The following is a 22,728-nucleotide window of genomic DNA, read 5'->3' on the forward strand; positions in this document are numbered from 1 at the left end:
GGCCAACAGACCCCGTCCGGTGGTGACTTCGGGGCCGGATTCATGGCGGGGTGTGGTGTGGGCGTTGTTCGTGGGGGGTGGGGGTACGTACGGGGAGGAGTGACTGTCTGTTCGAGTCGTTGGGTTGGGGGAAGTATGTCGTCCGTTTCGGGTGGGCGTTTCGATGCCGCGTGGCTGCCTGTGGAGGCGTTTCGGGCGGTGGGAGTGCGAAGGGTGGGGGTGAGGGGGGAAGGGGGAGTGGTGGAGAGTGTGCGGAGGGAGGTTCGGGAGGTTTGTGGGTGGTTCGGTGGGAGGGAAGTGGGGGGTGGGGAGGCTGAGTTGGTGTTGGAGGTGGGGGAAGTTGGGCTGGGGGATGAAGAGTTCCTTTTTGAGTTCGATGGGGAGCGGGCCGGCGTCAGGGCGTCCGGTGGGGTGGGGTTGCTGTACGGGTTCTTTCATGTCGTGCGGCTCGGGGAGGGGGCGTTCGAGGGGCCCGTGCGGAGTGAACTCCACTCCCCCGCGCTGCCGTTGAGGATGGTGGACCACTGGGACAACGTGGCCGTGCATCCGGTGATGGGGCAGGTGGAGCGGGGGTATGCGGGCGGGTCGGTGTTCTGGGCGGACGGGGAGGCGCGGGGGGACTTCGGGCGGGTGCGGGCGTACGCGCGGCTGCTCGCGTCCTGCGGGATCAACGCCGTCGCCGTCAACAACGTGAACGTGCACGCCGTGGAGGCACGGCTGCTGACCGAGCGGATCGGTGAAGTCGCCCAGATCGCGGGGGTGTTGAGGGAGTACGGGATCCGCACGCACCTGTCGGTGACGTTCGCCGCGCCGATCGTGCTGGGCGGCCTGACGACGGCGGACCCGCTGGACGCGGACGTGCGGGAGTGGTGGGCCGGTGCCGTGCGGGGGGTGTACGAGGCGATACCGGACTTCGGCGGGTTCGTGGTGAAGGCCGACTCCGAGGGCCAGCCCGGCCCGTTCGCGTACGGCCGCTCGCACGCGGACGGCGCCAACATGCTCGCCGCCGCCCTCGCCCCGTACGGCGGGACGGTGCACTGGCGGGCGTTCGTCTACGACCACCGCCAGGACTGGCGGGACCGGACGACGGACCGCGCGCGGGCGGCGTACGACCATTTCGCGCCGCTGGACGGGGAGTTCGCGGAGGGCGCGGTCCTCCAGGTGAAGCACGGCCCGATGGACTTCCAGGTCCGCGAGCCGGTCTCCCCGGTGCTCGGCGCCCTCCCCCGGACCCGGTTCGCGGTCGAGGTGCAGGCGACGCAGGAGTACACCGGCCAGCAGCGGCACGCCTGTTGGCTGGGTCCGATGTGGAGCGAGGTCCTGACCTTCCGCCCGCACGGCGAACAGGGCCCGTCCGTAGGCGAGTTGGCGAGCGAACTGGTCGCCGTGTCGAACGTCGGCGACGACCCGTTCTGGACGGGTCACCCGCTGGCGCAGGCGAACCTCTACACGTTCGGCCGCCTCGCGTGGCAGCCGTCCGCCGACCCGCTGGACGTGCTCGACGAGTGGCTGCGACTGACCTTCGGCGACGGCGACCTGGGCGGGCTGCGCACCCTGCTCGCCGGGTCCTGGGCGGCGTACGAGAAGTACACGGCGCCGCTCGGCGTGGGCTTCATGGTGCAGCCGGGGCACCACTACGGGCCGAGCGTCGACGGGTACGAGTACAGCCCCTGGGGGACCTACCACTTCGCCGACCGGGACGGCGTCGGCGTCGACCGGAGCGTGGCGACCGGCACCGGGTACGCGGGGCAGTACGGGCCGCCGTGGGCGTCGGTGTACGAGTCCGTGGAGAGCTGTCCGGACGAGCTGCTGCTGTTCTTCCACCATGTGCCGTACGGGCATGTGCTGAAGAGCGGGAAGACGGTGATCCAGCACATCTACGACACGCACTTCGAGGGGGTCGAGGAGGCGGAGGAGGCCCGCCGGGTGTGGGCGGGCCTCAAGGGGGTGGTGGACGCGGAGCGGTTCGCGCGGGGCGCCGAGCGGTTCGAGGAGCAGGTGCGCAGTGCCCGGGAGTGGCGGGACCAGGTGAACAGCTACTTCTTCCGCAAGTCGGGGGTGCCGGACGAACGCGGGCGGGTCATCTACTGAAGGTCGTCCGGTTTCAGGACCACGACGCCGAGCGGGTCGAGGACCAGGGGTGAGCCGGCCTCGACCCGCTTCCCGGTGAGCAGGTCGGTCGTCGTGGTGTGCGCGGTCAACCGGGCGGTCTCCCGGGCGTGGTTGAGGAGGAACAGCAGCGGTGTGCCGTCCTCGGTGACCCGGGTCGCGGTCTCGACGTGCGGGTGGTCGGCGTAGGGGCCGATCAGGTGGTGGCGGGCCAGGACGCGGCGCACGACGTGGTCGACGCCGGGCTGGTCGAGGGCGGTGGCGACGTACCAGCCCTCGCCGCCGCGCTCGCCGAAGCGGTTGCGGGTGACGGCGGGGGTGCCGGCGTAGAAGTCGGCGCCGTAGGGGGCCACGGGCTGCGCGCCGCGCAGTTGGACGAGCTCGAAGACCAGCCGGGCCTGCGCCGTCGGCCCGTCCGGAAGTACTACGGGTTGTACTACCTCCCAGGGACGGGAGTCCCACTCGTCGATCCGGATGCCGAGCAGCGGGGCCAGCGGTCCGGGCAGGTCGGTGAGGAAGGCGCGGTCGTGTTCGTCGGAGCGCGCGGACAGGAACGTCGCCAGCACGCTCCCCCCGCGCCCCGCGACCTCTTCGAGCCGCGCCGCCAGGTCGCCCTTGACGAGGTGCAGGGCGGGCGCGAGGACGACGTCGTACGGGGTGAGGTCGGCGGTGACGGGGACGACGTCCACGTCGGCGCCCGCCTCGCGGGCCGCGCGGTAGTAGGCGTGGACGACGTCCAGGTAGCGGACGAGCCGGGAGGGGCCGTCGGAGATCTCCAGGGCCCACCAGCTGTCCCAGTCGAAGAGGAGCGCGGTGCGCGACGGGGTGCGGGCGCCCAGCGTGAGGTCGCCGAGGTCGGCCAACTCACGGCCCAGGTCGGCGACTTCGCGGAACGTGCGGGTGTCGGCGCGGCCGGCGTGGCCGATGACCGCGCCGTGGTACTTCTCGCAGGCGCCCCGGGAGGCGCGCAGCTGGAAGTAGAGGGCCGCGTCGGCGCCGTGGGCGACGGCCTGCCAGGTGGCGAGGCGCAGTTCGCCGGGGCGGCGCAGCGGGTTGACGTCGCGGCACGCGGTCGTCGACGGGGTCTGTTCCATCAGCCAGAAGGGGGCGCCGTCCTTGAGGCCGCGCATCAGGTCGTGCGCGAGGGCCGGGCGGGTCGGCGGGGCGTCCAGGGGCGGGTAGTTGTCCCAGGAGGCGAAGTCGAGGTGCGGGGCCCAGCGGTGGTAGTCCAGGGGGCGGTAGGCGCCCATCATGTTCGTCGTCACCGGGGTCTGCGGGTCGTGGTCCCGGATGGCCCGTTTCTCCGCCGTGAAGCAGCCGAGGAGGGCGTCGGTCATGAAGCGCCGGTAGTCCAGGGTGAGGCCCTGGAAGGCGGTGTGGTCGGGGCCCTTCCAGTGTTCGGTGAGCGCGCTCGGGGGTTCGATCTCGGCCCAGTCGGTGTAGCGGTGGGACCAGAACGTCGTCCACCAGGCGTCGTTGAGGGCGTCCAGGGTGGTGTGGCGGGCCTTCAGCCAGGCGCGGAAGGCTTCGGCGCACAGGTCGCAGTAACAGGCGCCGCCGTACTCGTTGTTGACGTGCCAGGCGAGCAACGCCGGGTGGTTTCCGTAGCGTTCGGCGAGGCGGGCGGCCACCGCCGTGGACAGGCGGCGGTAGGCGGGCGAGCTGGGGCAGAAGTCGTGGCGCTGGCCGTAGCGGTGCCGGCGGCCCTCGAAGTCGGTGCGGTTGACCTCGGGGTACTTCCTGGCGAGCCACGGGGGCAGCGCGGCGGTGCCGGTCGCCAGGCAGACGCTCCTGCCCTCGGCCGCCGCGCGGTCCATGACGGCGTCCAGGACGGTGAAGTCGTAGGTGTCCTCGGCCGGTTGGGTCAGGGACCAGCTGAACACGCCGACCGTGAGGGTGTCGATGCCGGCCTCGCCGAAGAGCCGGTGGTCCTCGGTCCACACCTCCCGGGGCCACTGCTCGGGGTTGTAGTCGCCGCCGTACCGGATCTTGTCGGTCATCGGGTGAAGTCCTCTTTCGTCTCGGCGATCACCGGGCGGGCGGTGTGGAGCAGGGAGAGGAGCAGCGGGGCCGACAGGAGGGCGGGGAGGGCTTCGGCGAGGAGGGCGGTCATCGCGCCGGTCAGGATCAGCAGGGACAGGGCACCCAGGGTGACCTTGCCGTGGCGCAGGAGGAAGTAGGCGGCGAGGCGGGCGGTGTCCCGCGCGCGGAACGTGAACAGGGAGGTGAGGACGAGGGCGTGGGCGCCCCACAGGAGGGCGGCGAGGGCGGTGGCGGCGAGGATCACCGCCCACCAGACGGGCAGGCCCGTCGTCTCGAAGTGGGTGAGGGTGAAGGCGATCACCGTCAGCCAGGCGAGCAGCGGGGCCCAGAGTTTGAGCGCGGGGAGGGTGTTGGCGCGCAGACCCCGGAGGTAGGTGCGGGCCGGGTGGAGGTCGGTGAGGTCGGCGCTGCGGTGGTGGAGGGCGTACACGGCGGCGGAGACGGCGGGGCCGAGGGGCAGGAGGAAGAGGGCGGCGAGGGGGAGGTTGGCGGGGGCGGCGCCGAGGAGGACGAGGGGGATCAGGCCGGGGGCCGCGGTGAGCAGGAGGAGGGCTTCGGTGGTGAGGAGGGTGTGGACGAGGGTCGCGGCCCGGGAGAGGGGGCCGGTGCCGAACCCGGTGACGGCGCCGCCCGCGCTCATCGCGGGTCCCGGCCCAGCAGCCGTGTCTCGTCCCACCACGCGAAGCTCTCGTCGACCACCGGGGAGAGTTCCACGAGGGTGATCTCGTTGCGGGCCAGCGTCAGCCGCAGGTCCGCGCGGCCGTCCGCCAGGGGGAGCCGGTCGTGGGTGCGGGACGGCTGCGACGCCTCGTGCAGCATGTCGAGCTGGCCCTGTTTCGGGGAGCGGGGGCTGCCCATCGCGCGCCAGGCCGTGTACGCGTTGCCGTGGGTCTCGTCGACGGTCGAGCGGCGGACGAACGCCTCGGTTCCGGCGAGCGGGATGGAGAGGTGCACCTCGTGGCGGTCCGGGCCCGGGGTCTCGCCCGTCGGGTCAACTGGCGCCCAGGCGAGGGCAGTTACGCGGCCGTCGGGGTGGCGGGTCACCAGGTGGTGGTCACCCAGGGCGAGGAGGTCGGGGCCCGTCCGGGACAGGAACGCGTACAGGTGGAACGTCGGCTTCCTGATCTGACGGTGCGTCAACAGGCCGAAGCCGCCGTGGAACAGGGCCGTCGGGACGCCCGCCTCCTCGAACATGTCGCTGAACGTCCAGTACGAGAAGGAGTCGGCCAGCTCACCGCCGTGCGCGAGGACGGGGGCGAGGTAGGCGGCGTTGAACGCGGTGTCGTGGATCAGGTTGTCCGGGCAGTAGGAGGAGTTGAACTCCGTGATGTGGACGGGGAGTCCGGCGTACCGGGTGCCCTGGAGCTGGCGGCGCGGGGTGGCGAACTGGTCGAGGAGGCCGCTCGCCGGGGCGAGGGTCTGGTAGCTGCTGAACGGGACGCGCTGGGCGGGCCCGGAGGTGTAGGCGTGCCGGGAGACGAAGTCGAGGGGGACGTCGTGCCGGTCGGTGAACTCCGTGAAGCGGGGCAGCCATTCGTCGGCGCCGGGCGAGATCGCGGGGCCGCCGACCTGGAGGGAGGCGTCCACCTCCTTCACGGCGTGCGCGGTCACCTCGTACAGGTGGTGGTACGCCTTCTCGTCGGCGTCCTGCCAGAAGATGTCGAGGTTGGGCTCGTTCCACACCTCGATGGGCCAGGTGCGGACCTCGTCGAGGCCGTGGCGGTCGACGAGGTGGGTGAGGGTGGCGCGGACGAGGTCGGCCCAGTCCTGGTGCGAGCGGGGCGGGGTGATGTTGCCCTTCCACCAGAAGACCGTCTGCGTACCGGAGGCCAACTCCTCGGGCATGAAGCCGAGTTCGAGGAACGGGCGGATCCCGGCTTCGAGGTAGGCGTCGATCACCTGGTCGAGGTAGGTGAAGTTGTGCTGGACGCCCCGCAGGCCGGCCTGGTCGTAGGGGCGGACGACGCCCATGCCGTCGCTGAACAGGCCGTGGCCCCGGATGAGGTCGAAGCCGATCTCGCGCTGGACGATCCTCAGCGAGTCCTGGAAGTCGCGGCGCAGGGCGAGTTCGGCCCGTCCGGTGCCGACGCAGCGGCGCCAGGCGTCGGAGAACGGGCCGACGGGCTCGGCGGGGACACGGATCATGCGTGGTCCTTCTGGTAACGCTCGTACGCCTTGTTGTGCAGGGCGACCAGCTGGTCCATGTTCTTGGACTTCAACTCCGAGACGTAGGCGTCCCATTCGGACAGCGGGCGCTTGCCCAGGGCGAACTGGAGGGCGTTCTGGCCGACGTGGTCCTTGAGGGGGGTGTCCCAGAGGGTGGCCTGTTCCTGCTCGAACGATTCGAGGGGATGGGCCGGGGCGACGGGCAGCTCCTTGCGCTGGGCCATCGCGTCCTGGAACTTCTTCTCGTCGGGGCTGAAGTTGGAGGAGACCAGCGCCCAGCTGCCGCCGTAGGTGAAGACGCCGTTGAAGAAGCCGAAGTCCTTCTGGAGGTCCTTCGGGGCGTCCGGGATGGAGCCCATGAGGGAGATGCCGGGCTCCAGCTTGTACTGGCCGCCGCTGTAGGTGTACGTGGTGCCCTGGACGCCCCACTTGCTGAAGCGCTGGCCCTCGTCGGAGTACCAGAGCCAGTCGACGAACTGCATCAGGGCGACGAAGTTCTCGCTCTTGAGGGCCTTGCTGGAGATCATGAGGCCGTTCTCCAGCCGGAGGCCCCCGAGGACGACGGGACCGGCCGGGCCGAGCGGCACCGGGACCATCTCGATGGTGGCGCCCTTGACCTGCTTGTTCAGGTTGTAGCGGTACTCCTGGACCAGGACCTGGGGGTTGGCGCTGATCGCGAAGGACTTCTCGGCGAGGAGCTTCTGCTGCGCGGCGTCGTCGGTCTGCGTGAAGCTCTCGGGGTCCATCAGCTTCTCGGAGACCAGCTTGGCGACGAATTCGAGCATCTGGCGGAACTCGTCACGGGCGCCGGTGAAGACGAACTCCTTCTTGGTGGCGTCCCAGCTCAGGTTGTCGTAGGACCAGCCGGACTGGATGCCGTACGCCTGGCCGAGGTAGCCGAAGAACGCCCCGGGCGGGAACGGGGTGTTGACGTTCCAGCGGTCGGAGAACGGGTAGCGGTCGGGGTATTCGGCCTTGAGCGCCTTGAAGACGTTGTAGACCTCGTCCCAGGTGGTGGGCAGGGCGAGGCCGTGCTTCTGGAGGACGTCGGTGCGGAACGCCATCGAGTAGCCGGACTTGAGCTTCTCGTGCAGTCCGGGCAGCAGGTAGTAGTTGCCGTCGGACTGGCGGATCGCGTCGAGTTCGGGCTCCAGCTTCCATCTGCGCACCTTGTCCTGGAAGTTGGGCATGAGATGGACGTACTCGCTGACGGGCAGGATCGCCCCCGAGGAGACGAACGCGGTCTCCGAGGGGTGGTACGTCTTGGGGATCAGGAAGGGCGCGTCGCCCGCGCCGATGAGGAGGCTGCGCTTCTTCTCGTAGTCGCTGAGCGGCACGGAGATCGGCTTGAGGGTGACGCCCGTGCGGCGGGCCAGCTCCTTCCAGAACAGCCAGCCCGCCTTCATCGGGTAGGCCGGGTTGTCGTTGTGCAGGACGTCGAAGGACAGCGGCTTCGACGCCTTGAACTGCTGGCCGAGGCGGAAGTCGTCCATCGCGCCGTTACGCTTCTTGGTCAGGTCCTTCGAGCCGCCGTCGCCGTCGTCGCCGCTGCCGCAGCCGGTGAGCGTGGCGAGGCCCACGAACCCTGCGGCGGCCAGGATCTGACGGCGCGACAACTGGCCCGCGTTGTGACGGGAGTTCTTCTTCACCGGTACTCCTTACGCACGTTGAGGCGGTCGCATGGGGAAGCGGTCAGCCCTTGACCGCGCCGAGCATCACGCCCGAGACGAAGTAGCGCTGCACGAACGGGTACACGCACAGGATCGGCAGCGAGGTGAGCACGATCGTCACGGCCTGGATGCTCGCCGCGACCTGCGTGCCCTGTTCGGTGGTGGCACCGGCGTTGGAGGCCCCGGTGGCGCCCGCGATGATGTTGCGCAGATAGACGGTGACCGGCATCAGGTCGGTCCGGTCCATGTAGAGGAACGCCTGGAACCAGGAGTTCCAGAAGGACACCGAGTAGAACAGGATCATCGTCGCTACGACGGCCTTCGACAGCGGCAGCACGACCCGCAGCAGGATGCCGTACGTACTGAGCCCGTCGATCTCGGCGGCCTCCTCCAGCTCCCTCGGCAGGGACTCGAAGAACGCCTTCATCACCAGCAGGTTGAACACGCTGATCGCGTTCGGCAGGGCGATCGCCCACACCGAGTTCTTCAGGTCCAGGCTCGTGACGAGGACGTAGTTGGGGATCAGACCGCCGGAGAAGAACATCGTGAACACCGCGACGCCGACGAGGAAACCGCGCCCCTTGAGGTCCTTCTTCGACAGGACGTACGCGTAACACGTCGTCAGGATCATGGCGACGGCGGTCGCGACGACCGTGTAGAAGACGGTGTTGCCGTAACTGCGCCAGAACGTCCCGTCGTTGATGACGATCCGGTACGTCGTGAGGTCGAACCCCTTGGGCCACAGGGTGACTTCGCCCGAACGGATCTCGCGCTCACCGCTGAAGGAGCGGGCGACGATGTTGAGGAACGGGTACAGCGTCAGCACGACGACGCCCGTGAGGATCACGCCGTTGACGCCCTGGAAGACGCGGTAGCCGCGCGTCGGCTGGTTCACGGACGTCCGGGGCTTCGCGGGCCTCTTCGCGGGCCGGGTCTTCACGGTGCTCACCACAGGCTGGTCCCCACTGTGCGGCGCGAGAGCTGGTTCGCGGAGGTGATGAGGACGAGCCCGATGACCGCCTCGAACAGGCCGATCGCCGCCGCGTAGCTGAAGCTGTTGGACTCGACGCCGGCCCGGTACAGGTAGGTCGAGACGACGTCGGCGGTCGGATAGGTGAGCGGGTTGTAGAGCAGCAGGATCTTCTCGAAGCCGACCGCCATGAACGTGCCGATGTTCAGGATCAGCAGCGTGATCATCGTGGGTCTGATGCCGGGCAGGGTGACGTGCCAGATCTGCTGCCACCGGTTCGCGCCGTCGATGCGGGCGGCCTCGTACAGGTCGTCGTCGATGGTCGTCAGGGCGGCGAGGTAGAGGATCGTGCCCCAGCCGGCCGTCTGCCAGATCTCAGAGCCGACGTACACCGTGCGGAACCACTCGGGTTCCTGGATGAAACGGATCGGATCGTGGCCGAACCAGCCGAGGACGTGGTTGACCGGGCCGTCCGTCGCGAGCATCTGCATCGTGATGCCCGCGACGATCACGATCGACAGGAAGTGCGGCAGGTACGACACCGACTGCACGAACCGCTTCAGCGCGGTGCGGCGCACCTCGTTCAGCAGCAGCGCCAGCACGATCGGGATCGGGAAACAGAAGACGAGGGTCAGCAGGCCCAGCCACAGTGTGTTGCGGAAGACCTGCCAGAAGGTCGGGTCGCTGAGGAACATGCGCACATAGCGCAGGCCCACCCACTGCTCGCCCAGGATCGAGCCGCCCGGCTCGAACCTGCGGAAGGCGATGACGTTCCCGACCATCGGCAGATAGCGGAAGACCAGGAAGAACAGCAGCGGCAGGATCACCAGCGAGTACAGCTGCCAGTCGCGGCGCAGCGCCCGGCGCCAACTGCGGCGCGCGGACGGCCGCTTGGCACCGCCGGTGGTTTTCGTGGGCGGTGGGTCCTGGGTGCCCGGCGGGGGCGCCGACGTGGTGGAGGTGCTCATGCTCGGGCCTCCCGGAGCGGGGACGCGGAACCGAAACTTTCGAGCTCTTACCGGTAACTTCGCGGCAACTTATGGGCACCCAGAAAGCGCTGTCAATGGGTCATGCAGGAGATTCCTCAGGAGACGGTGGTGCGTTGGAAGCGTGCGCGGACGGGTATGACAGGGGGGTCCGACCCTTCTCAGCTCCGCAAGTTTCCATTCCGTAACCGATCCCTGCGAGGTGTCGCCGTGGCCGCGTTCGATCTGCCGCTGATCGATCTGGAGTCCTACCGGCCTCCGCTCGACGAACCCGCCGATTTCGACGAGTTCTGGCACGAAACGCTGAAGGCCGCCGCCGAGAACACGCTCCGCGTCACCGCCGAGCCCGTCACCAGCGGACTGAAGCTGACCGAGACCTGGGACGTCACCTTCCCCGGGTTCGGCGGGCATCCCGTGCGGGCCTGGTACAGCCGTCCCGCCGGCGTCAGCGAAGCCCTGCCGACGGTCGTCGAGTACGCCGGGTACGGGCGGGGGCGGGGACTGCCCCACGAACGGCTCACCTGGGTCAACGCCGGGTACGCGCACCTGCTCATGGACAACAGGGCGCAGGGCGACAGCTACGGCAGCGGGGGCGGCGGGACCGTCGACCTCGGACCCGTCGTCGCCGGGGGTCCCGGGGTGGTCGTGCGGGGGATCCTCGAGCCCTACCAGTACCACTACCGGCGGCTCATCACCGACGCGGTGCGGGCGGTCGAGGCCGTGCGGACGCTGCCCGGCGTCGACGCGTCCCGGGTCGCCGCCGTCGGGAACAGCCAGGGCGGCGGGCTCGCGCTGGCCGTCGCCGGGCTCGTGCCCGACCTCGCCGCCGCGCTGGTGACCGCGCCGCTGCTGTGCGGGATCCGGCGGTCACTGGAACTCACCGACGCGGGGCCCTACGGGGAGATCGCCACGTATCTCTCCGTTCACCGGGGAGTTGAGCGGGCCGCCTATCGGACGTTGTCCTATGTGGAGGGGGTGTCGTTCGCCCGGCGGGCTCGGGCGCACGCGCACTTCGGGACGGGGCTGCGGGATCGGGTGTGTCCGCCGAGCGGGGCGTTCGCGGCGTTCAACCGGTATGGGGAGGTGGGGGGTTCGTCGCCTCGGCGGGAGATTCATACGTACGCGTACAACGGGCACGAGGGTGGGGAAGCGGTGCATGTGGCGTTGCAGCTGGAGTGGTTGGCGGGGGTGTTCGAAGGGGGGTGAGTGCTTCATGATGGGCGGACTATGAGTGGGATGCGGTGGGGTTCGGGGGCGGGTGCGGGTTCGTCGTGGCCGTTCGCGCCCCGCGGCGGAGCCGCAGATCAATACGGCCCCGCGCCCCTGAAAGACGGCGCTTACGCGCCGATGCCTGTGGCTCGCGCCGGTTTTTTCGCTGCTGTCGGGGCTGCTCTTGGCTCCACCGCTCATCATCTCGTCGCCGACGAACCTCCCCACTGGCAGCGGGTTTTCGTGGGTTCCGTGGTGCTGTTTCTGCTCGGGCTGTTCGGGGTGCGGCGGCCTCGGTCTCTGCCGGTGGTGGCGTTCGCCTGTGTGCTTGCTCAGGGTGGGCTGCATCAGTGGCTGGCAGCGGGGCACGCCCATGCGGGGCATGTTCACCATGGCTCCGAGACCGTGGCCGCTCACAGCTCCTGGGGTATGACCCTCGGGCATGTTCTCGCCGCGTTGTTCGTCGCCGTGTTGCTTCAGCGGGCCGATGCTGTGTGCTGGCGGATCGCTCGGGGGGTGAGGGTTGTCCGGAGGGCCTTGGGGGGTGCTCCTGGGTTGCCCTGGGGTGGGGTCGGGGCGGTCTGTGGGGTGGTGCCGGGTCGGCGTGCCGGTGGGGTGGTGTTGGCTCATGTCGTGGTGCGCAGGGGACCGCCCAGGTGGTCGAGGTTCGTCAACTCACCTTGATCGGGCGGTCGTTGGGGCCGCTCGTGTCGCAACCCTGCCTGGAGATCGTCATGTTCAAGAAGAGTTTCGTCCTGCTCGCCGCCGGTGCGCTGGTGGTCATCGGGGCCCAGTCGGCTGCCGCGCATGTGGAGGTGAAGGCCGACAACCCGCGGGCCCTCGCGAAGGACGTCACGCTCACCCTGTCCGCCGAGTCGGAGTCGGCGTCGGCCGGGATCGCGGAGTTGCGGGTCGTGCTGCCGAAGGGGATCGCGCCGGCGGACGTCAGCTTCGAGAGCGGGCCCAAGTCGTGGGCGCTGTCGGCGACTTCGGACGGGTTCCGGGTGAAGGGGGCTCCGCTGCCCGTCGGGGAGGACGTCGAAGTGGCCGTGGCGGTCAAGCAGTTGCCGGACGCCGAGGAGCTGGTGTTCAAGACGCTCCAGACGTACGGCGACGGCAAGGTGGACCGCTGGATCGAGCTGGACGAGCACGGCGCGACGGAGGAGGAGGGCGACCACAGTCACAGCGGGAACCCGGCGCCCGTACTGAAGTTGAGGGCGGCGGCGCTGGAGACCAGCCCGGCGCCCACACCCAGCGCACCCACCCCGTCCACCCCCGCACCGGCCTCCGACTCCCCTTCTCCGGTCGCCTCCGAGGCTGACGGCGACGACAACGGCGGTATGTCCGGCGGCACTTGGGCCGCGATCGGCGCGGGCGGGGTCGTCGCGGCGGGCGTCGGTTACCTCGTCGTCCGGCGTCGGGGGCAGGCGGCGGAGTGACGGCGGGCGGGGTCGGGCGGAGTATCACCACCCGACCCCGCACGAGTGCCGTCGAGCCCCAACTCATTTGACTGCACTGGCCGTTGAGCCTGTAGAGTACAAGTACAGACCTTCCGACAACGTTATCCGCCGATGACGTTGTCCCGCCGCACTCCCCGAAGTCCGTGTCGTCGTCCGGACGTCGGGGACCTCCCCGGACGGCCCCCTCCCCCCCCGTGGGGTCGTCCGGCTCGCGGACCCGGTGGCACACGGCTCGATGCCACCGGGTCCGCCCGGAGCAGCCCGGTTTTCCTTACGGCTTCCCGGAGTTGGTCAGCCGACGCGACAGGGCAGACTCGTCGTGCTGTCGCTGTTCGCTCCGGTGACCACGTATCCGAAGGTCGCGCTCCTGCCCGGACTCAGCGAGCCGTTCCAGCCCGCGTTGTGGACCATCACGTCCTGGCCGGTGTAGGTGGCCGCGCCGTTCCAGAGGCTGTCCACGCGCTGTCCCGTGGGCAGCGTCCAGTTGACCATCCAGCCGAGCATCGGGACGTCGCCGGTGTTGGTGACGGTGACCTCGGACTGGTAGCCGCCGCTCCAACTGCCGGTCGTGCGGCGGGTGGCGGTGCAGGTGCCGGGCACGGGCTCGTTCGGGTTGCCCGGCTCGTGGATGCCCGTCACCTCGCCGTTGCCGCCGTCGAAGACGACGTCGGAGCAGGAGTAGAAGGTCTCCGCGCTGTCCGAGCGCTGCCAGACCATGTAGATGATGTGGCGGCCCGACTTGTTCGACGGGAGGTTGCCGGCCCAGGAGTAGTTGGCCTCGACGGTGCCCGGGGAACCGTTGAGCGCCGGGTGGTCGACACTCAGGAACGGCGACGGCTCCATGTCGTCCCAGGTGAGCGTCTTCGTCGGGTCGAAGCCGTCCTTCGTGACGTACACGTAGAACCAACCCGGGTGCGCCGCCCACGCGTTGTACGAGAAGTCCATCCGCGCGCCGGACGTCAGGTGGGTCAGCGGCCAGTCGTTGCGGGGCGCGTTGAAGCCGGTGAAGTTCGTGTTGCCGCCGCTGCAGAGCTGGCCGTCCGGGACGAAGCCCCGCGTGCGGCCGGCGCCGTCCGAACGCAGCACCGAGAACCAGTTGTAGAACGGCGTCGTGCCGCTGACCTGCTGGGCGTTCTTGCAGGCCGGGTTGACCGGCTTGATCTCACCCGTGTCGGTCAGGCCGTCCTGCCAGCACAGGAAGGTTCTGCTGCCGGGCTTCATCGGGGTGCCGTGGGCTTCCGCCTTGCCGCCCGTCGTGACGATCAGGCCCATCGCCGGGATGAGCGCGAGGAGGGAGACGAGCACGAGGAGCAGGGACCGGGCGCGGGGACGCCTCGATAACCCTGTTGTGATCATGCCATTGGTGGGGGTGGGGGACATGGCTATGGAGCCGTCCTTTCCTGTACGGGCCGTACGGGGATGGGGAGTTGGGTGCGGGTGGGGCGGGGGCGCTCCCGGGCGGGTTCCGGTCCACCTGTGGTGGGAGCGCTCCCACCCCATCTGTGCGGGAAGGTAGCGCTGGATGGCCAAGTTGTAAACGGGAACGGCAAAGGGCCGTACCCCCGGAGTGCGGGGATACGGCCCTCAACTGCCCTGCTGGAAGCCTTACTTGCGGATCAGGCTGCGCAGCACGTACTGCATGATGCCGCCGTTGCGGTAGTAGTCCGCCTCGCCGGGGGTGTCGATGCGGACGACCGCGTCGAACTCGACGCCGGTGTCCGTGGTGACCTTCACCGTGGCCGGGGTCGTGCCGTTGTTCAGCTCGGTCACGCCGGTGATGGAGAAGGTCTCCTCGCCGGTGAGGCCGAGGGAGTCGGCGTTCTGGCCGGCCGGGAACTGGAGCGGGAGGACGCCCATGCCGATGAGGTTCGAGCGGTGGATGCGCTCGTACGACTCGGTGATGACGGCCTTGACGCCGAGGAGCGCGGTGCCCTTGGCGGCCCAGTCGCGGGAGGAGCCGGAGCCGTACTCCTTGCCGCCCAGGATGACCAGCGGGGTGCCGGCGGCCTGGTAGTTCTGCGAGGCGTCGTAGATGAACGACACCGGGCCGTCGGCCTGGGTGAAGTCGCGGGTGTAGCCGCCCTCGGTGCCCGGCGCGATCTGGTTGCGCAGGCGGATGTTGGCGAACGTGCCGCGGATCATGACCTCGTGGTTGCCTCGGCGCGAGCCGTAGGAGTTGAAGTCACGACGCTCCACACCGTGCTCGGTGAGGTACTTGCCGGCCGGGGTGTCGGCCTTGATGGCGCCGGCGGGCGAGATGTGGTCGGTGGTGACCGAGTCGCCGAGCTTGGCGAGGACGCGGGCGCCAGTGATGTCGGAGACCGGGGTGGTCTCCATCGTCATGCCCTCGAAGTACGGGGGCTTGCGGACGTAGGTCGACTGCGGGTCCCACTCGAAGGTGTTGCCCTCGGGGATCGACAGCGCCTGCCACTGGGCGTCACCCGCGAAGACGTCCTGGTAGGACTTGGAGAACATGTCCTCGCCGATCGCGTTGGCGACGACGTCGTTGACCTCGGCCTCGGAGGGCCAGATGTCCTTCAGGTAGACCGGGTTGCCCTCGGTGTCGGTGCCCAGGACGTCCGTGGTGATGTCGACCTTCATCGACCCGGCGATGGCGTACGCGACGACCAGCGGCGGGGAGGCGAGGTAGTTCATCTTGACGTCGGGGTTGATCCGGCCCTCGAAGTTCCGGTTGCCGGAGAGGACCGAAGTCACCGCGAGGTCATGGTCGTTGACGGCCTTGGAGACCTCCTCCGGCAGCGGGCCGGAGTTGCCGATGCAGGTGGTGCAGCCGTAACCGACCAGGTTGAAGCCGACCTTGTCGAGGTACGGCGTCAGGCCCGCCTTGTCGAAGTAGTCGGTGACGACCTTCGAGCCCGGCGCGAGGGTGGTCTTGACCCACGGCTTGCGGGTCAGGCCCTTCTCCACGGCCTTCTTCGCGACGAGCGCGGCGGCGACCATGACGTACGGGTTCGAGGTGTTGGTGCAGGAGGTGATCGCGGCGACGGTGACGGCGCCGTGGTCGATCTCGTACGTCGAACCGTCGGGGGCGGTCACGGTGACCGGGTTGGACGGGACGCCGTTGGTGGACGCCGGGGCGTCGGAGGCGGGGAAGGACTCCTTGCCGGCCTCGTCGGCGGTGTCGACGTAGTTGAGGACGTCGGAGGCGAACTGCTGGGCGGCGTTCGCGAGGACGATGCGGTCCTGCGGGCGCTTCGGTCCTGCGATCGAGGGGACGACCGTCGAGAGGTCCAGCTCCAGCTTCTCGGAGAAGTCGGGCTCGGCCTTCGGGTCCAGCCAGAGGCCCTGCTCCTTGGCGTACGCCTCGACGAGCGCGAGCTGCTGGGGCGAACGGCCGGTCAGACGCAGGTAGTTGATCGTCTCGTCGTCGATCGGGAAGATCGCCGCGGTCGAGCCGAACTCCGGCGACATGTTGCCGATGGTGGCGCGGTTGGCGAGGCTCGTGGCGGCGACGCCCTCGCCGTAGAACTCGACGAACTTGCCGACGACGCCGTGCTTACGGAGCATCTCGGTGATCGTGAGGACGAGGTCCGTGGCGGTGGTGCCGGTGGGCAGCTCGCCGGTCAGCTTGAAGCCGACGACGCGCGGGATGAGCATCGAGACCGGCTGGCCGAGCATCGCGGCCTCGGCCTCGATGCCGCCGACGCCCCAGCCGAGCACACCGAGGCCGTTGACCATCGTGGTGTGCGAGTCGGTGCCGACGAGGGTGTCCGGGTACGCCTGGCCGTTACGGACCATGACGGTGCGGGCCAGGTGCTCGATGTTGACCTGGTGGACGATGCCGGTGCCCGGGGGGACGACCTTGAAGTCGTCGAACGCGGTCTGGCCCCAGCGCAGGAACTGGTAGCGCTCCTTGTTGCGGCCGTACTCCAGGTCGACGTTCTGCTTGAACGCGTCGTTGGTGCCGAACTTGTCGGCGATGACGGAGTGGTCGATGACCATCTCGGCCGGGGAGAGGGGGTTGATCTTCGCCGGGTCGCCGCCGAGCGCCGCGACGGCCTCACGCATGGTGGCGAGGTCGACGACGCAGGGGACGCCGGTGAAGTCCTGCATGATCACGCGGGCGGGCGTGAACTGGATCTCCTGGCTCGGCTGGGCCTGCGAGTCCCACTCGCCGAGGGCGCGGATGTGGTCGGCGGTGATGTTCGCGCCGTCCTCGGTACGGAGCAGGTTCTCCAGCAGGACCTTCAGGCTGTACGGAAGGCGGGCCGAGCCTTCCACCTTGTCCAGCCGGAAGATCTCGTACGACTCGTCGCCCACGCTGAGCGTGCTGCGGGCGTCGAAGCTGTTCGCCGACACGACAGTCTCCTTCATTGATGTGCGCGTACCACCGCATCCTGCCGCCACGCCTGCTTGGCCGATCCGCTAAGGTAGGGCTAAGTTAGGTAACCCTTACTAGAGGGGGCGGCTTCGGTACGCCTCGGCAGATATCTCGATGTCGAGATAACTCTAGTACATAGGGGCTGGCTGGTCATGCCCGGGGGCGGGTGTCCGGCGTCATACCGGCGTGGGTGAAGGCGTGCGGTGCGGGGCCGTGGGTGTGGAGGTGTTCCAGTCTGGAGACGCCGTCCTGCCAGGTGGGGGTCGCGTCGTCGGGGGTCCACCAGAGGACGTGGTTCGGGTGGTCCGTCCGTTCGAACCAGTCGTAGCGCCTGGTCAGGGCCGTGCGGTGCGGGCCGGTGTAGACGGCGTCGAAGGCGGAACGCGGGTCGGTCCACAGGGAGAGGGTCGCGGCGAGGGCGGTGGTGTCCGGGGTGCGGCCCTTGTCGTACCACTCCGGTACGGCGAACTCTCCCCACGCGCCCCAGTCCGCGCCGAAGAGTTCGCCCCGGGCGGCGTCCGTCGGTTCGGCGTGCGCGAGGTAGCCGGGGTGGCGGCTGATCGTCTGGTAGACGGTCCCTCCCAGGTCGTAGAACTCGCGCGTGAGGGGTGAGGGGTCGGCGAGCGGGGATTTCAGGACGCCGAAGGTGTACTGAGCGAGGCGGGCCATGCGTCTCTCCCTGGTCGGGGTGCGTCAGGGGACGGTAGCTGCCTCGGCGGGCGGTGTCGAAGTTGCGTTTTCACTGGTCAGATGGCCTCTGCCGGAAGGCGGACGCGTGTTCCGCCGCCCACTGTGCGTACGTGCGGGCCGGGGTGCCGGTGATCTTCTCCACCGTGTCGCGGACGCGGAGGAGGGGTTCGTTCACGTCGCCGCCGGTGAGGTCCAGGATCGCGTCCGCCGTTTCGGGGTCCAGGTGGGCCGTCATGGCGCGGTGGGCCTGCGCACGGGTGAGTTCCACAAGGGTGATCTCGCGGTTCAGGGTTTCCGCCAGGGTCGTCACCTGGTCCCGGACCGCGACGCGGGCCGGGCCCGTCAGGGCGTACGTGCGGTTGTGGTGGGCCGGGTCCGTCAGGGCTCGGTGGGCCACGGAGGCGATGTCGGCGGGGTGGATCGTGGGGAGGCCGGTGTCGGGGTAGGGGGCGCGGACCTCGGCGTGGGCGCGGATGCCGGGGGCCCACCAGAGGGTGTTCGAGGCGAACTGGGTGGGGCGCAGGATCGTCCATGTCATACCTGAGGACTGGAGAGCGTGCTCCACCGTGAGGTTGCGTGCGGCGGCGGGGAGGTGGGGGTGGGTCTCCACGGTGATCGAGGAGACCAGGACCACGTGGCGGACGCCGGCCGCTTCCGCCTCGGCGAGGACGGCTTCCTCGGCGCCGGTGCCCTGGAGGAGGAACAGGGACGTCACGCCGTCCAGGGCGGAGGTGAGGGTTTCCGGGCGGGTGAGGTCGCCTTCCACTGCCTCGGGGAAGTCCGCGCGGGACGCGCCTTTCAGGTCGCGGGTGAGTCCCCTCATGGGGACGTCCCTCAGCTCTCCGCGCAGTGCCCGCCCGAGGTTTCCGGTCGCGCCGGTCACGAGGATCATCGCCGTGTTCTCCCTGGTCGTCGGTGGTTCGGACGCTAGGGGCTCAACTTCGCTTGAGGTCAAGGTCGTCAACGGGAGGCGGGCGGTCCTGCTGCGCGTCTAGCATCGGCGCCCATGTCCGCTCACGCTCACGCTGGCTCTCACGCTGGCTCTCACGCTCACGCTCACCTCACCGAGTTCCCCGTCCCCGGTGCCGGCCCCTACGGGATCGCCCTGGGGGACGACGGCGCCCTCTGGTTCACGCTGGTGCACAGCGGGGGCGTCGGGCGTCTCACGCCGGACGGCGACGTCACCGTCCACGCCCTCGACTCCCCCGACACCGGGCCGACCGTCATCACGCCGGGGCCGGACGGGGCTCTGTGGTTCACGGAGTTCCGGGGGCACCGGGTCGGCCGGATCAGCCTTGAGGGGGAGGTGACGTCGTTCGCGCTGCCCACCCCCGAGGCGGGCCCCTACGGGATCGTCGTCGGCGCGGACGGGGCTCTGTGGTGCACGGAGTCCGCCGTCGACCGTGTCGCCCGCATCACTCCTGAGGGGGACGTCACCGAGTACCCCCTCCCCCTCGCCGGCGCCTTCCCCTCCGCCATCGCGGCGGGCCCCGACGGGCGGCTCTGGTGCACGCTGAACCGGGCGAACGCGGTGGCGTCCATCGACTACGACGGTTCGGTGAGCGTCCACGAGCTGCCGACGCCGGGTGCCGGGCCGGTCGGGATCGCCGCCGGGCCGGACGGGGCGATGTGGTTCACGGAGATCGGCGTGGGGCGGATCGGCCGCGTGGACGCCGCCGGCACCGTCACCGAGTTCCCCCTTCCCGACCCCGCCTCCCGTCCCCACGCGATCGTCGCCGGGGCGGACGGGGCCTGCTGGTTCACGGAGTGGGCGGCGAACCGCGTCGCCCGCATCACCCCTGAGGGGGAGGTGACGGGCTACGACCTCCTCACGCCCGCCTCCGAACCCCACGGCATCGCCCTCGGCCCGGCCGGCACCCTCTGGACGGCCCAGGAGGCCGGCACGATCACCCGCGTCACCCCGGCTGCGGAAGCGCCCTGAGCGCCGGGCGCTCCCCCGCCTCGCAAGCACCGGTGTCGGCCGTCACGAACACGCCCGCGAGCCCGTGCGGCTCTCACACGCGGACCACCTCGCCCGTGCCGTCCCCTTCGACCAAGTCGGCGTAGACACGGGCCACTTGGGCGGCCGGCGTGCCCTCTGTCGGTGAGCCCAGTGTCTCCCTCACCCAGCCGGGGCTGACGGCGTTCAGGCGTACCCCGGGCGGGAGTTCGTGCGCGGCGTTGCGGACGAAGCCTTCGAGGGCGGAGTTGACGAGGGCGCCGAGGGAGCCGTCGGGGAGCGGGCCGGGGAAGGTGCCGGCGGTGAGGGTGAGGGAGGCCGGGGCGGCGAGGTGTGTGGCGGCCCGGCGGGTGAGAGCGATCTGGCCGAGGAGTTTGCCGTGGAGGCCGGCGGCGAACTCGGCGTCGCCGACGGCGTCGAGGTCGGTGAGGGGGACCAGTGGGCCGCTCGCGGCGCAGCAGACGACGGCGTCGAGCGGGCCCGTGCCGGCGAGGAGGGCGTCCAGGGAGGCGGGGTCGGTGAGGTCAGCCGTCAGCGGGCCGTTTCTGGAGGCCCGCAGGATCTCGTGGCGGGGTTCCAGCTCCCGTGTCACCGCTCGGCCGATGGTTCCCGTCGCTCCGATCACCAGTACGCGCATGCCCCGAGGATGCCAGGGCCCGGAAACGGGGTACGCGGTTCCAGAAGGGGCACGCGTAACGGCATTTCAGGCATTGCGTCACCTGACGCCATTCGGCCCGCTCCGTTCACCCGAACGGACCCCTCGGCGGGCGCCATCTCATATCTGAGATAACCTCAGCCTCATGGCAGACGATTACCTCGTACGCATCGGCAAGCTCATCCGTGACGCCCGTCAGCACCGTGGCTGGACACAGAGCCAACTGGCGGAAGCGCTCGGCACGAGCCAGAGTGCCGTGAACCGGATCGAGCGGGGCAACCAGAACATCAGCCTTGAGATGATCGCCCGAATCGGTGAGGCCCTGGACAGCGAGATCGTGTCGCTCGGCTACGCGGGCCCGATGCACCTGCGCGTCGTCGGCGGTCGCCGCCTCTCGGGGTCCATCGACGTCAAGACGAGCAAGAACGCGTGCGTGGCGCTGCTGTGCGCCTCGCTGCTGAACCGGGGCCGCACGGTCCTGCGCAGGGTCGCCCGCATCGAGGAGGTCTACCGCCTCCTGGAGGTGCTGCAGTCCATCGGCGTCCGCACCCGGTGGATCAACGACGGCGTCGACCTGGAACTCGTCCCGCCCGCCGAACTGGACCTCGCGGCGATCGACGCGGAGGCCGCCGTCCGCACCCGCTCGATCATCATGTTCCTCGGCCCGCTGCTGCACGAGGTGCACCGGTTCAAGCTGCCGTACGCCGGGGGCTGCGACCTCGGGACGCGGACCATCGAGCCGCACATGATCGCGCTGCGCCGCTTCGGCCTGGACATCGCGGCGACGGAGGGCCAGTACCACGCCGTCGTCGACCCGTCCGTCCGCCCGGACCGCCCGATCGTGCTGACCGAGCGCGGGGACACGGTCACCGAGAACGCGCTGCTGGCCGCCGCGCGGCACGGCGGGGTCACCGTCATCCGCAACGCGTCGTCCAACTACATGGTCCAGGACCTGTGTTTCTTCCTGGAAGCGCTCGGCGTCCGGGTCGAGGGCATCGGGACGACGACGCTGACGGTGCACGGCGTGGCGGACATCGACGTCGACGTCGACTACTCCCCCTCCGAGGACCCGGTAGAGGCGATGAGCCTGGTGGCCGCCGCCGTCGTCACCGAGTCCGAGCTGACCGTGCGCCGGGTGCCGATCGAGTTCCTGGAGATCGAGCTGGCGGTCCTGGAGGAGATGGGGCTCGACCACGACCGCACGCCCGAGTACGTCGCCGACAACGGCCGTACCCGGCTGGTCGACCTCACCGTCCGGCCGTCCAAGCTGGAGGCGCCGATCGACAAGATCCACCCCATGCCGTTCCCCGGCCTCAACATCGACAACGTCCCCTTCTTCGCGGCGATCGCGGCCGTCGCGCAGGGCAAGACCCTCATCCACGACTGGGTCTACGACAACCGCGCGATCTACCTCACCGACCTCAACCGCCTCGGCGGCCGCCTCCAACTCCTCGACCCGCACCGGGTGTTGGTCGAAGGCCCGACCCGCTGGCGCGCCGCCGAGATGATGTGCCCGCCCGCCCTGCGGCCCGCCGTCGTCGTCCTCCTCGCGATGATGGCCGCCGACGGGACGTCCGTCCTGCGCAACGTGTACGTCATCAACCGGGGCTACGAGGACCTGGCGGAACGCCTCAACTCGATCGGGGCACAGATCGAGATCTTCCGGGACATCTGATCGGTGGGGTGCCGTGCTCCTGGGAGGTGGAGGGCACGGCACTCTTGAATGGCTTCTGACCTGCTGTTACTCCCTTTCGGGAGCCTGCATCGATCAGCGCTGTTTTTCATCACCTTGTGCAGCGCGCATGCAAGATGATCTTGAGTTGGTGGCGATGCGTCAGGGGCGTCTGAGCATGCGTCAGCCCTCACGGAGAGTGCTCACCACATGCCTCGCGATGTTCGCACCTACGGTGCTGCCCGGGAGCACGTCGAGACGAATAGTGAAATGCGTGCCGCCGTCGCCGACCTGCCGATGAGGCGGGAAGGCGGACGCGTACATCGAGGCCGGCAAGGCAGGGCACCTGTGCGGACATGTCTGTGAAGTACAAGGAGACGGCGCGTGGGGGGGCTGGCAGTCAACATCATCGAGTGTTGAGGGGGACGGCCCTGACCAGCGCGTTCGTGTCTTTCGGCGCTGTCAGGGCCTTCCCTGCTTACGCGGCGGAAAGTCCCTGGAAACTCCCTGGGATGTCCCTCGCTCCGCACGCCGTCCGGGGACCTGACTCAAGAGCTTCGGCAAGCCAGTGCGTCCACTGCCAGAGAGTGCCCCACGGCAGGTCTCCGGGACATGTAGTGCCGCTCTCCATGAGCTGTGCCCTCACTCGGGCGAACCGCACCCATGTTGCCGTCTACGTACGGGACAGCTTTCACACGAGCAATCTCTGTTTGGGCAGAGGCGGCGGCGCGTCCCCAACTGGCCGCGCACGCCTTCCTGCTCGGCGGTTTCGCCGACTTCTGCAAGCTGGCAAGTT

General features: G+C 69.6%; 16 protein-coding genes. 5 read left to right on the forward strand and 11 right to left on the reverse strand.

Annotated elements, in window-relative coordinates:
• Positions 1-135 precede the first annotated feature (135 nt).
• Entirely contained in the window at positions 136-2,091 is a 1,956-nt protein-coding gene (locus IAG44_RS09150; protein WP_187746633.1) for an alpha-glucuronidase, read from the forward strand.
• On the opposite strand, the gene IAG44_RS09155 is transcribed toward IAG44_RS09150, so the two are convergent.
• Genes IAG44_RS09155 through IAG44_RS09180 form a run of 6 tightly spaced genes read right to left on the reverse strand, consistent with a single transcriptional unit; the run spans position 2,085 to position 9,926 of the window.
• On the reverse strand, positions 2,085-4,109 hold the full coding sequence (locus IAG44_RS09155) for a beta-galactosidase (protein ID WP_187746634.1): 2,025 nt from the start codon (positions 4,107-4,109) through the stop codon (positions 2,085-2,087). The two genes, IAG44_RS09150 and IAG44_RS09155, sit on opposite strands and share 7 nt — an antisense overlap.
• Positions 4,106-4,792 carry a hypothetical protein gene (locus IAG44_RS09160; RefSeq protein ID WP_187746635.1) on the reverse strand — a complete coding sequence of 229 codons (687 nt, stop codon included), beginning with the start codon at positions 4,790-4,792 and terminating at the stop codon, positions 4,106-4,108. The genes IAG44_RS09155 and IAG44_RS09160 overlap by 4 nt, the downstream gene beginning before the upstream one ends.
• On the reverse strand, positions 4,789-6,297 hold the full coding sequence (locus IAG44_RS09165) for a GH39 family glycosyl hydrolase (protein WP_187746636.1): 1,509 nt from the start codon (positions 6,295-6,297) through the stop codon (positions 4,789-4,791). The genes IAG44_RS09160 and IAG44_RS09165 overlap by 4 nt, the downstream gene beginning before the upstream one ends.
• Positions 6,294-7,967 (reverse strand): ABC transporter substrate-binding protein, encoded by a 1,674-nt coding sequence (locus IAG44_RS09170; RefSeq protein WP_246561596.1) that lies wholly within the window; start codon positions 7,965-7,967, stop codon positions 6,294-6,296. Before IAG44_RS09170 ends, IAG44_RS09165 begins: the two co-directional genes overlap by 4 nt.
• Before the next feature lie 43 nt (positions 7,968-8,010).
• On the reverse strand, positions 8,011-8,937 hold the full coding sequence (locus IAG44_RS09175; protein ID WP_425508432.1) for a carbohydrate ABC transporter permease: 927 nt from the start codon (positions 8,935-8,937) through the stop codon (positions 8,011-8,013).
• Positions 8,934-9,926, reverse strand: a complete 993-nt coding sequence (locus IAG44_RS09180; RefSeq protein ID WP_187746637.1) for an ABC transporter permease — start codon at positions 9,924-9,926, stop codon at positions 8,934-8,936. The genes IAG44_RS09175 and IAG44_RS09180 overlap by 4 nt, the downstream gene beginning before the upstream one ends.
• A 228-nt stretch (positions 9,927-10,154) precedes the next feature.
• Between IAG44_RS09180 and IAG44_RS09185 the strand changes: the two genes are divergently transcribed.
• Both IAG44_RS09185 and IAG44_RS09190 read left to right on the forward strand, forming a co-directional pair.
• Positions 10,155-11,150 (forward strand): acetylxylan esterase, encoded by a 996-nt coding sequence (locus IAG44_RS09185; RefSeq protein WP_187746638.1) that lies wholly within the window; start codon positions 10,155-10,157, stop codon positions 11,148-11,150.
• A 737-nt stretch (positions 11,151-11,887) separates the two neighbouring features.
• A complete protein-coding gene (locus IAG44_RS09190) occupies positions 11,888-12,592 on the forward strand; it encodes a DUF1775 domain-containing protein (protein WP_187746639.1) in 705 nt (234 codons plus the stop codon).
• Positions 12,593-12,904: 312 nt separating this feature from the next.
• Here IAG44_RS09190 and IAG44_RS09195 read toward each other — a convergent pair whose 3' ends face one another.
• The 4 genes from IAG44_RS09195 to IAG44_RS09210 form a co-directional block, all read right to left on the reverse strand.
• Positions 12,905-13,969 (reverse strand): lytic polysaccharide monooxygenase auxiliary activity family 9 protein, encoded by a 1,065-nt coding sequence (locus tag IAG44_RS09195; RefSeq protein ID WP_187752592.1) that lies wholly within the window; start codon positions 13,967-13,969, stop codon positions 12,905-12,907.
• A 249-nt stretch (positions 13,970-14,218) separates the two neighbouring features.
• Positions 14,219-16,933, reverse strand: a complete 2,715-nt coding sequence (gene acnA, locus IAG44_RS09200) for an aconitate hydratase AcnA (RefSeq protein ID WP_281404282.1) — start codon at positions 16,931-16,933, stop codon at positions 14,219-14,221.
• A gap of 172 nt (positions 16,934-17,105) precedes the next feature.
• The gene (locus tag IAG44_RS09205) at positions 17,106-17,624 is read right to left on the reverse strand and encodes a DUF3291 domain-containing protein (protein ID WP_187746641.1); all 519 of its coding nucleotides are present in this window, start codon (positions 17,622-17,624) and stop codon (positions 17,106-17,108) included.
• A 70-nt stretch (positions 17,625-17,694) separates the two neighbouring features.
• The gene (locus IAG44_RS09210) at positions 17,695-18,537 is read right to left on the reverse strand and encodes an SDR family oxidoreductase (RefSeq protein ID WP_187746642.1); all 843 of its coding nucleotides are present in this window, start codon (positions 18,535-18,537) and stop codon (positions 17,695-17,697) included.
• 114 nt (positions 18,538-18,651) lie between these two features.
• On the opposite strand from IAG44_RS09210, the gene IAG44_RS09215 reads away from it, so the two are divergent.
• Positions 18,652-19,587, forward strand: a complete 936-nt coding sequence (locus IAG44_RS09215) for a Vgb family protein (RefSeq protein WP_187746643.1) — start codon at positions 18,652-18,654, stop codon at positions 19,585-19,587.
• A 73-nt stretch (positions 19,588-19,660) separates the two neighbouring features.
• Here IAG44_RS09215 and IAG44_RS09220 read toward each other — a convergent pair whose 3' ends face one another.
• A complete protein-coding gene (locus IAG44_RS09220) occupies positions 19,661-20,242 on the reverse strand; it encodes a short chain dehydrogenase (protein ID WP_187746644.1) in 582 nt (193 codons plus the stop codon).
• A 163-nt stretch (positions 20,243-20,405) separates the two neighbouring features.
• On the opposite strand from IAG44_RS09220, the gene IAG44_RS09225 reads away from it, so the two are divergent.
• Positions 20,406-21,935, forward strand: coding sequence for a helix-turn-helix domain-containing protein (locus IAG44_RS09225; protein ID WP_187746645.1), 1,530 nt, complete (start codon positions 20,406-20,408; stop codon positions 21,933-21,935).
• The last annotated feature ends 793 nt before the right edge of the window (positions 21,936-22,728 follow it).

Origin of the sequence: Streptomyces roseirectus, from assembly GCF_014489635.1 — a bacterium.
Classification (GTDB): domain Bacteria; phylum Actinomycetota; class Actinomycetes; order Streptomycetales; family Streptomycetaceae; genus Streptomyces; species Streptomyces roseirectus.

Bases quoted from the DNA above. Each gene is read 5' to 3' on its own strand.
- IAG44_RS09150 (WP_187746633.1), top strand. From the start codon at position 136: ATGTCGTCCGTTTCGGGTGGGCGTTTCGATGCCGCGTGGCTGCCTGTG.
- IAG44_RS09155 (WP_187746634.1), bottom strand. From the start codon at position 4,109: ATGACCGACAAGATCCGGTACGGCGGCGACTACAACCCCGAGCAGTGG.
- IAG44_RS09160 (WP_187746635.1), bottom strand. From the start codon at position 4,792: ATGAGCGCGGGCGGCGCCGTCACCGGGTTCGGCACCGGCCCCCTCTCC.
- IAG44_RS09165 (WP_187746636.1), bottom strand. From the start codon at position 6,297: ATGATCCGTGTCCCCGCCGAGCCCGTCGGCCCGTTCTCCGACGCCTGG.
- IAG44_RS09180 (WP_187746637.1), bottom strand. From the start codon at position 9,926: ATGAGCACCTCCACCACGTCGGCGCCCCCGCCGGGCACCCAGGACCCA.
- IAG44_RS09190 (WP_187746639.1), top strand. From the start codon at position 11,888: ATGTTCAAGAAGAGTTTCGTCCTGCTCGCCGCCGGTGCGCTGGTGGTC.
- IAG44_RS09195 (WP_187752592.1), bottom strand. From the start codon at position 13,969: ATGATCACAACAGGGTTATCGAGGCGTCCCCGCGCCCGGTCCCTGCTC.
- IAG44_RS09205 (WP_187746641.1), bottom strand. From the start codon at position 17,624: ATGGCCCGCCTCGCTCAGTACACCTTCGGCGTCCTGAAATCCCCGCTC.
- IAG44_RS09210 (WP_187746642.1), bottom strand. From the start codon at position 18,537: ATGATCCTCGTGACCGGCGCGACCGGAAACCTCGGGCGGGCACTGCGC.
- IAG44_RS09215 (WP_187746643.1), top strand. From the start codon at position 18,652: ATGTCCGCTCACGCTCACGCTGGCTCTCACGCTGGCTCTCACGCTCAC.
- IAG44_RS09220 (WP_187746644.1), bottom strand. From the start codon at position 20,242: ATGCGCGTACTGGTGATCGGAGCGACGGGAACCATCGGCCGAGCGGTG.
- IAG44_RS09225 (WP_187746645.1), top strand. From the start codon at position 20,406: ATGGCAGACGATTACCTCGTACGCATCGGCAAGCTCATCCGTGACGCC.